Raw genomic sequence first — 8,091 nt, 5'->3', positions numbered from 1 at the left:
TCTTGGATCTACTTTCTGGGCCGGATTCCCGTGTACTGCACTTCTGCCAATCGGAAAATCCGAGACGATAGGGCCTTCAGTGTTCAGTGGATCAAGGATTCCTGGGAGCTTTGTGCGGTCCGCAATGCGTGTATGGGAATTTGCGGGGGACCATTCAATGGTTGCTTTCTTCGCTTGGAAATCGCATTTCAGAATCGCCGGCTTGTAGCCCATCCAAGTGTATGGCAGCGACTTTCGTACTTGCTCGCACTCATGCCACTGCGACAGTGCGACTTCTTGCAGACCGAAGTTTCGTTGCTCTGATGCAATTTTTTCTTGGTATTGTTGAATCAGATTGGCTATTCGTTGCTCATGAGCTCGCTTTTCTTGCTGACTTTGGAGCAACGCTTTCAGAGCGGCCATTCGACGCTCTTCATTGCGCAGGTTCTCTCGCTGGGTCGCTATGAAATACGAGGCTGCGGCAGCGGCCGTCAGAAGGATGGTCGCAGCAAAAATCTTTCTTATATCCAGACCATTTTTCCGCAGTCTACATTGCTGCAATTCCTCAGATTTGAGGTCTTTTGCGGCCTCAATGATCTTTTGAATGGTATATCTGGCATTGATTGTGTCTCCGACAATCACTCCATCGTGTGGAATGTATTCGGCTGCAGTCGAGTACGCCTGCTTTGCCTCTTCGGCGTCATAGACGATTCGATCGAACGTTGGCTGAGGTACACCGTCCTTGATCAGGCATATCCAGAATGTCTCTTCTGCAATTTTCTGAAAGACAAGGGCATTATCTAGAAGCATCGCAACAAGCGCTGCCCCCGCAAAACAGCCTGCCATCTGCGAAGTGCCCTTGGCCACGTTCAGCTGACCACTGACACTCAAAGTCAAATAGGCATTGTTTTTTCCAACAAAGCGTTTTGCCGTCTTCAGACTATCTGCCTCGGTCCAAGTTAAACCGAGAGCCAACCTGTAACCATCGATTTTCCATATCTGAGTTGAGCTCTGATCAAAGCCAGAAGGCGAGCCGGAATCCTGTGCGATATCACTTGCGGAAAGAGTTGGCTCAGTCCTGGCTTTTTTGAACGCGCGCTTTAGCATCTGTGGCGCCTCACTGATTGCTTTGTGCAGGCGCCTGGCCGGCGTGTGCAGGCATTTGATTGGGCGTTGGGCCATTCCAGATGGCCGATCCTGGTGAGGGCAGGGCGGGCTGCGCCTGGACCAGTCCTGCAGGCATGGCCAGCGGCGCCGCCGGCATGCCGGCCGCTGCTCCTTGGCCTGGCCAAGACATTCCTGGCGCAGCCGCGCCGCCCGGCGAATTGGCGGCCTTGAACGCCAGCGTCATGGGCACTGGCTTCTTGCTCTTGGCGTTGGGCAGGGGCTCAATCCGGACCTGGACCTTGCGCGGTGCGACGCTGGCCAGCGTCATGCGCTCCGCTATCTCGTCCCCCTCGGTGAACGTCAGCACTGCGCCGTTGGCCAGGGCCAGGCGGGCAGTCTTCTTTCCATCGAGAATGATCACCGACACGACGGTCGGGAGGCTGCCCACGATCGGGTCCGTGCCCAGCATGTCGCGGATCTGCCGCTGCTGCTGCAGCAGCTGCAGCTGCACTTCGTTCTCGGCGGCCAGGTCGGCCGGTGTCTTCTGCTGCGCAAGGCCGGCGCCCGCGAGGACGACCAGTGCAGCGCCCACCAGGCCTGCGACGATGAGCTTGACCTTGGGGGCATTGCGTTGCTTAGCCATTTTTCTGACCTCCATACACCTGCATCACGATCACCGACATCGTTCGATCGCCGCGGCCGCGCTTGCTCGCGCCCGCGATCGACAGCTGGTCGTTGACTTCCTCGCTGCCGCTGTCGAACCCGAACAGCACCAGGGCGTCGCCGTCTTTCACGAAGGCCTGCTGCTGCATGCTCTGCCGTGCCACTTCTGGTGAGTACGAGGTCACGCCATTGACCACCTCCGGGTTCATTGAAGTCACCGAGCTCAGTTCAAACTGGTACTGCAGCAGGATGCGGTTGTCGCCCAGGATCAGCGGCACCACGTTGGCCGTCAGGCCTGTGGTGAGGGTGGTTTTCTGCTCGGTCGTCTGGGCACCGACGTTGGCGGTCTGCGTGGTCGTGCGTGTGGCCGTGTAGACGCGGTCCTGGACCACCTGGAAGGGCGATGGCTGGCCGTTGATGGCCAGGAACTGGCCTTTCTTGAACAGCGCCACGCTGCCGACCGTGTTGAGCGCCTCTGCAATGATCTTGGTGCCGTTGAGCCGGGAATTTGCGTCGGCGAAGCTGACCGTGAAGCGACCGGGTTGCCCGCTTGACGGCTGGATCGGGCTCGTGCCTCCAAGGCTCACTCCATTGCCATTGAGCTGCTTGTAGACCAGGTCCATCGACAGGCCTGCGGCTTGCTCCTTGGCCAGCGTGACGTTGTAGACGGTCAGGTCGATCATCACGTTGCGCGCGTAGCGCGCGTTGATCGAGTTGAGCAAGGTGCTGATCCGCTGCAGGCTGTGCGGCCTGGCCGTGACCGTCACGATCCCGAGCTCCGGTGTAGCCGAAGCGAATCCGTCTTGGCCAGCCACCGCGAGCCTGGAGTTCGATGAACCGGCTCCTGCCCCTGCAGACCCGCCAATTCCACCGGCTGAGACGCCGGCCCCCGAACCACCTGCACTGCTATTCGCGCCGCGCGACTGAGATGAGGTTCCTGCCTGGATACCGAGGATGGCCTGGACCGAGCTCATGATCGATGTCCAGGGGTCAATGAGCTGGTTCTGAGTGACTGACACCGTGCCGCTGCCGCTACTGCCTCCAGCGCCGCCCGAGCCACCACTGGCCCCGCTGCCTCCACTGCTGGAGCCGGAGCCGGTGGCAGACAGGCTGATCGATGCTGCCAGCGCCTTGGCCCCGCCCGGAATGTTCATGTCGAAAGTGCGCGTCTCAAAGCGGAAGAACTCGATCACGTTGCGTGAGCCGGCATATCGCCACGACGCCTGGTTGCGCTGGGCCAGATCGTTCAGCAAGGCCTTCACCGATCCGTTGTGCTCGACCTGCGTGAAGCCATTGATGCCCCGGGTGCCGGCAGACTGGGCCTGTCCTTGCTGGCCGAGGTCAGCACCTGGCGCGCCCACGATTTCAGTTGCTGCGATCGGGATGCCGATGCGCGTGCCGAGCTCTTCCAGAACCTCGCTGAGCTTTTGCGAGCCATGTGTGGCGTAGGCGATTTCGCTCTCGAAAACTGCCGGCAGCGACTGGCTTTTGTGCAAGCGGATTTCCTTGCCGGCGATGCGCGGAACTGCCAGGCGCGTGACGCCTGCAGGCGCGGCGATCTGTGTGCGTTCGGTCAACAGTCGGCGGGCCTGGTCGTTGGCTGCTTTCGTGTTCTTCTCGGCTTCCTGGATCGTCGTGCAGCCCTGCAGGAGCAGCACGCTGATCGCTGTGGCGAGGCAGGTCAGGCGCTGGGGGAGGTGCTTATTCTTCATTGCCGTCTTTGCTTTCTGCAGTGATGTCCGTGGACGTGACTTCCATGACCTGGTTGGCGGCCGCCACGGTCAGCAGGACCTGCTTGCCCTCTGCCCGGAGGATCGTGACCACGGCCTCGACGGCCGCAGCGACATCGAGGTCGTCGCTAAAGGCCGAGCTCGAAATGACTTGCCACGACACGCGCGGATACCAGATGAGCTTCCAGCCAGCGGCCTGGGCCCAGCCCTGCAGCTGCTCGTGCACAGGCTGACCTTCACGCAGCACGTAGCGCTGCGTGGCCACCTGCGCGCCAGCTGCAGAGGAAGTGATCTGGACCGAGGCGACAGCACGGCTCTGGCGCGCGGCCAGTTCCTGGGCACCGGCCTGATCGCAACCGGCGGTGCTTGACGGCGCAGCTGCGCCGGCGGCGGCCCATGGCGCCGAGGTCGGGCTCAGAGGGCTCGTCCTGGCGAGCTCAAGCCGCAGGCCTGCAGCGGTGCTGGCCAGCTCCAGTACCTGGCCAGGCTGCAACTGCAGGTTCACAGAGCGCAGGGCATCGCCGATGCTCGCTGTGTCGCCCTGTTCGACATGCACCAATTGCTGCGGATTTGTGGGACAGATTTCGAGATAGGGCACTCCGATGCGCTGGGCGATCAGCTGGCCGAACTCAGACACCCTGGCGCGCCATGAAATGGCCACCTGGGCCTGCAGCAATGCATCACGGGAGTCGTTGCCGCCTGCGGGACCATTGGCCAGCGAAGGCAAGGAAACGGACATGGCCACGGCTGTGGCGCATGCACCGAGCATGTGTTTTTTCATCTTCATTCCTGGTTTCTTCAGCGGATCGCCGCAGCGTCTGCAAGAGCGAACTCGCGGTACAGCGCGAGCACCTTTGGCACGTACTGCTGTGTTTCCCGATAGGGCGGGATGCCCTTGTGCTTGCGCACGGCGCCAGGGCCAGCGTTGTATGCAGCCAGGGCCAGGGGCCAGTCCCTAAACTCGAACCACATTTTTCGGAGGTATGCGGCGCCGGCGGCCAAGCCCAGCACGGGGCTGTAGAGGTTGCTCTCGGCGTCTTGGAGGCCGACACCTCGCGCGGTGTCAGGCAGGACCTGAGCCAGGCCCCGGGCATTGGCCGGGGAGCGTGCCTGGGCGTTGTATTTGCTCTCGACTGCGACCAGTGCCTTGAGCAGAGCGGGCTCCAGACCGTAATGCAGTGCTACGGCGGTGATAGCTCGTTCGTGCTGCCAGTAGTTCTGGAGCATCTGCCGGCAGTGCGCGTTGGTTTTGTTGCCGCGCAGGCAGTCGAGAGTGCTGGCGTTCGCGCCGAAGCAGGCGAGGGTGGTGAGCCCAATGGCAGCTGCCAGCTTGATCACGCGGAGCCGGCTCATGCGACGACGGTCATCGCAATCGCGATGAATGCAAGTAGGAGCCCAGCCTGCAAAGCATGGCGCGAAAACTGGTCGACGGCCAAGCCACCCTTAGCGTAGCGGCGCCATACGCTCAGCAAGGCTGAGCCCACAATCAGCGCCGTTGCACCGATGCCGATTGTGAGGATGGTCTTGCGCACGTTGCCCATGCTCTGGCCCGAGGCCTGGCGAAATCCTTCTTCCATGCTCGGGGCAACCGGCACTTCGGTGATGGGCTTCCATCCACCAGCGCCTCCACCACCAGTGCCGGGTTTGGTGCCTCCGCCGCTTCCACCGGGCGAAGTCCCCGTCCCGCCGGTCATCCGGTCCGCCATGCCACAGATCGTCGTCCCGTTGCTGTCCGCAAATCCAGAGCAACGGCCTGAATTGATCATCCTTCGGCAGTTGCCAATGCCCAGCTGAACGCAGGCCAGCACCAGGTTGCCGTCAACTGGTCGGCCATCGAAAGTACCCAAGGCCAGTAGATCGCGAACCACGCCGGATTGCATAGCGTCTGTTGTCAAAGCCGACCACGAGTCGATCTGCTGCTGGAGACTCTGTTGGCGATACTCCTCTGGTGTCACACCAGCGTATTCACGGATATTCGCCCTGTTCATCTGCAGCACGCCATAGCAGCAGCTGCCGTTGTATGCGTTGGTATCTCCGCGGCTTTCGACGTTGATCGCAAGATTGGCGACAGCCTGGGCGTTCTGCTTGAGCCATGGGCTCGCATTCGGTGAGTTCTGTATCGCTGTGACGATGTCAGCCGCACTGACGATGGCCGCAATCGCGACTACTGGGACGAGGGCGAGCGTGAGCGGAGAGCGTTTGCGCCAGTCCGCAACAAATCTCAACAGCCTCATTTGCGACCCCCAACTCGCCCGCTTTTTTCGAGCTCTTCCAGAAACTGCTCAGGGGGGGTGGCTCCGACGAGCCGCTTACCGTTGGCCAGCACCACGGTAGGCGTGTTGTTGATCTGGTAGCGCTCCCCAGTTCGGAGGATTTCGACCAGGCCATCGACATTGCATGCCTCGGGCAATTTGGGCCTGGCGCCGTCCATCATCGCCTTCCAAACCCCGGCACGGTCAGGAGAGCACCAGGCCATGCGCGCGAGACTCTGACTTTGCGGGCTGATGACCGGGAGCATGAACCTGTAGACCGTCACGTCATCGATCTGGTCTACGAACTTCGTGAACACCCTGCAGATTGGGCAGTTTGGATCTTCAAAAACTGCCATCGACCGGCTGCCATTGCCATGTACTTCCTTGATCGCGTGTTTGAACGGCAGCTGATCGAACGGTATGGCCATCCGCTTGTCCTGGACCCGTGCGGTGAGGTCCACGCGCTGTTTCAAATCCATCAATGATCCACCTATGAAACTGTAACGACCTGTTTCATCGGCGTAAAATACTTCCCCCTCCGAAAGCACCTCGTAGATGCCTTTAATTGGCGTGGGGCTGATCTCGTCAACTCGGACCGAGTTGCCGGTATTGGCAGAAATCGCTGCCCTCAACTGTCCTGCTACTTTTTCTGAGACACCCTCAGCGAAAGACGTTGTGCAGACTGTGAGGAAGGCCGCTGCAACAGCAGCGGGCAGTGCCGTGCGTACCAGACTTGCGCACGAAAAACGAGGGGGGTGGGTAGGCATGGGCGCACTGTATGCAGCCCTCCTCGGACACTCCAGCGTAAAACGTTCGATACATACCGCACGTTTTACGCTTGACTTTTTATGTTTTATTTGATCTAGAATTTGGCGCGTCGAGGTGTGCGTCTCGCCAGCGGGGACGGCTCTCTACGCCATCCGTGCTGGCCCGCCACTTGAGGACAGCATGGATAGAAAAGATCCCTGGATGCACCAGGGCGAGCCCTCTCGTTTTCACGAGGGCTGGGATTCCCGTTTCGAAGATTTTCTGACTGATCTCTTCTTGGTTGAAGGCATGGCTGATTCCACGAGAAGAACACTTCAGGTTGAGATCTGCGCGTTCAACAAGTGGTCAATCCAAGAGACAGGGCGCACATGGGAGGCCCTTTCGGGCTCGGTCCTGCAGTCCTATTTACAGGGAGCTAAAGCCGCCGTATCAGCCGCCACTTTTCGCAAAAAGCAATGGTGCCTGCGCAGGTTGTACGAGTGGGGCTTGTCCGAGTCGATCGTGGACATGGATATCAATCCATACCTACTGCCAGTACGCGTGTTCTCGCGGCCGCAGCATGAAGTGCCCAGCGCTTCGCAGATCCAAAGTGTTCTTGAGCAACCGGACGTGAAGACGCCAGAGGGCGTACGCGACCGTGCAGTCCTTGAGCTTCTCTACGGCGCGGGCCTTCGCGCTGCAGAGCTACTAGAGTTGCCACAAGACATGTATCTCCAGGGCCGCTGCCTGCCGATCATGGGGAAAGGGAGGAGGGAGCGTCTTGTTGTGCTGGGAGAGCCTGCGCTGTATTGGATTGCACAATATAAAAGGGTCCGCAACGATATCCTGCGTGCCGGTGGACATGTTGCTCGATCGACAAGACGATTCTTTGTGTCCAGCGGACACTATCCAGACTACCGATATCTCCAGTTATGGCGCATGGTGCGCCGGTACTCCGGCATGTGTGGTCTGGATCTATCCCCACACAGCTTCCGGCATGCATTTGCCACACACCTCTATCAAGGTAGGGCCCCGCTCGACACCATCAAGCTGCTGCTGGGCCACGCGCAACTGGAGACCACGGCGATCTACGTGTCCAGGCACGGTCTGGATGACAGAGAGCTGCTCTGTCGGCATCACCCTCGTGGCGAAACATACAAGCCATTCCTCCGCTGGGACAGCGCAAACCAACACGGCTAGTGATCTACAAATGCAGCTTGGCATTCGCCGCAGATGAGCTTGAGCCCTGGCTTGCCCCAAACGCTGATCTGGTCAGTACAGCCTGTGCAGCTGTACTTGACGCGGTTCGATTTATTCAACGGCTGTACCGAGTCTGGTCCGCCGGCGGCTGTGGGCACCGTGTGGGCCACTGGCCGCACTGCCTGCGCCAAAGCGGGTACGGTCGCCATTGGGGGCGTGGTGCCGGCCATGCCCTGCAGCTGCGTGGCCATGCTCCACTGGCCGCTGAGCACGTGCTCGATCGCAGGAAAACGGTCGTACCAACTGATCTGGAAGCTGTCCGTCAGCAACTGCTCGCATGCCCCGAGGAAGGGCCCTCCTGCGATGGCGTAGTCGGCCATCATGTCGCCCGTACGCTTCCCTCCGGGCCGGCC

General features: G+C 60.3%; 8 protein-coding genes and 1 pseudogene. 1 reads left to right on the top strand and 8 read right to left on the bottom strand.

Annotation, left to right across the window (positions count from 1 at the left end; genetic code table 11):
* From GRX31_RS29850 to GRX31_RS29820, 7 genes are all read right to left on the bottom strand, one after another.
* Positions 1-1,161: hypothetical protein (locus GRX31_RS29850; protein ID WP_160856165.1), on the bottom strand; the 1,161-nt coding region annotated here is incomplete at its 3' end.
* Positions 1,097-1,729 carry a hypothetical protein gene (locus tag GRX31_RS29845; RefSeq protein WP_160856163.1) on the bottom strand — a complete coding sequence of 211 codons (633 nt, stop codon included), beginning with the start codon at positions 1,727-1,729 and terminating at the stop codon, positions 1,097-1,099. The genes GRX31_RS29845 and GRX31_RS29850, both read right to left, overlap by 65 nt.
* Positions 1,722-3,461, bottom strand: a complete 1,740-nt coding sequence (locus GRX31_RS29840) for a secretin N-terminal domain-containing protein (protein ID WP_160856161.1) — start codon at positions 3,459-3,461, stop codon at positions 1,722-1,724. Before GRX31_RS29840 ends, GRX31_RS29845 begins: the two co-directional genes overlap by 8 nt.
* The gene (locus GRX31_RS29835) at positions 3,451-4,266 is read right to left on the bottom strand and encodes a TcpQ domain-containing protein (protein WP_237426824.1); all 816 of its coding nucleotides are present in this window, start codon (positions 4,264-4,266) and stop codon (positions 3,451-3,453) included. Before GRX31_RS29835 ends, GRX31_RS29840 begins: the two co-directional genes overlap by 11 nt.
* 11 nt (positions 4,267-4,277) lie before the next feature.
* Positions 4,278-4,832 (bottom strand): lytic transglycosylase domain-containing protein, encoded by a 555-nt coding sequence (locus GRX31_RS29830; RefSeq protein ID WP_160856159.1) that lies wholly within the window; start codon positions 4,830-4,832, stop codon positions 4,278-4,280.
* Positions 4,829-5,713: a hypothetical protein gene (locus GRX31_RS29825; protein WP_160856157.1), complete on the bottom strand. Its 885-nt coding sequence runs from the start codon at positions 5,711-5,713 to the stop codon at positions 4,829-4,831. The genes GRX31_RS29830 and GRX31_RS29825 overlap by 4 nt, the downstream gene beginning before the upstream one ends.
* Positions 5,710-6,498: a DsbC family protein gene (locus tag GRX31_RS29820; RefSeq protein ID WP_160856155.1), complete on the bottom strand. Its 789-nt coding sequence runs from the start codon at positions 6,496-6,498 to the stop codon at positions 5,710-5,712. The genes GRX31_RS29825 and GRX31_RS29820 overlap by 4 nt, the downstream gene beginning before the upstream one ends.
* Positions 6,499-6,679: 181 nt before the next feature.
* Between GRX31_RS29820 and GRX31_RS29815 the strand changes: the two genes are divergently transcribed.
* Positions 6,680-7,678 (top strand): tyrosine-type recombinase/integrase, encoded by a 999-nt coding sequence (locus tag GRX31_RS29815; protein WP_237426823.1) that lies wholly within the window; start codon positions 6,680-6,682, stop codon positions 7,676-7,678.
* On the opposite strand, the pseudogene GRX31_RS29810 reads toward GRX31_RS29815, so the two are convergent.
* Positions 7,675-8,091 (bottom strand): annotated as a pseudogene (locus GRX31_RS29810) (sprT domain-containing protein); the annotation flags it as partial. The gene GRX31_RS29815 and the pseudogene GRX31_RS29810 overlap by 4 nt on opposite strands.

Origin of the sequence: Delftia sp. CH05 (assembly GCF_009827015.1) — a bacterium.
GTDB lineage: Bacteria > Pseudomonadota > Gammaproteobacteria > Burkholderiales > Burkholderiaceae_C > Comamonas > Comamonas tsuruhatensis.
The sequence above is the reverse complement of the archived record's forward strand: the minus strand, read 5'-3'. Positions and strand labels throughout refer to the sequence as shown.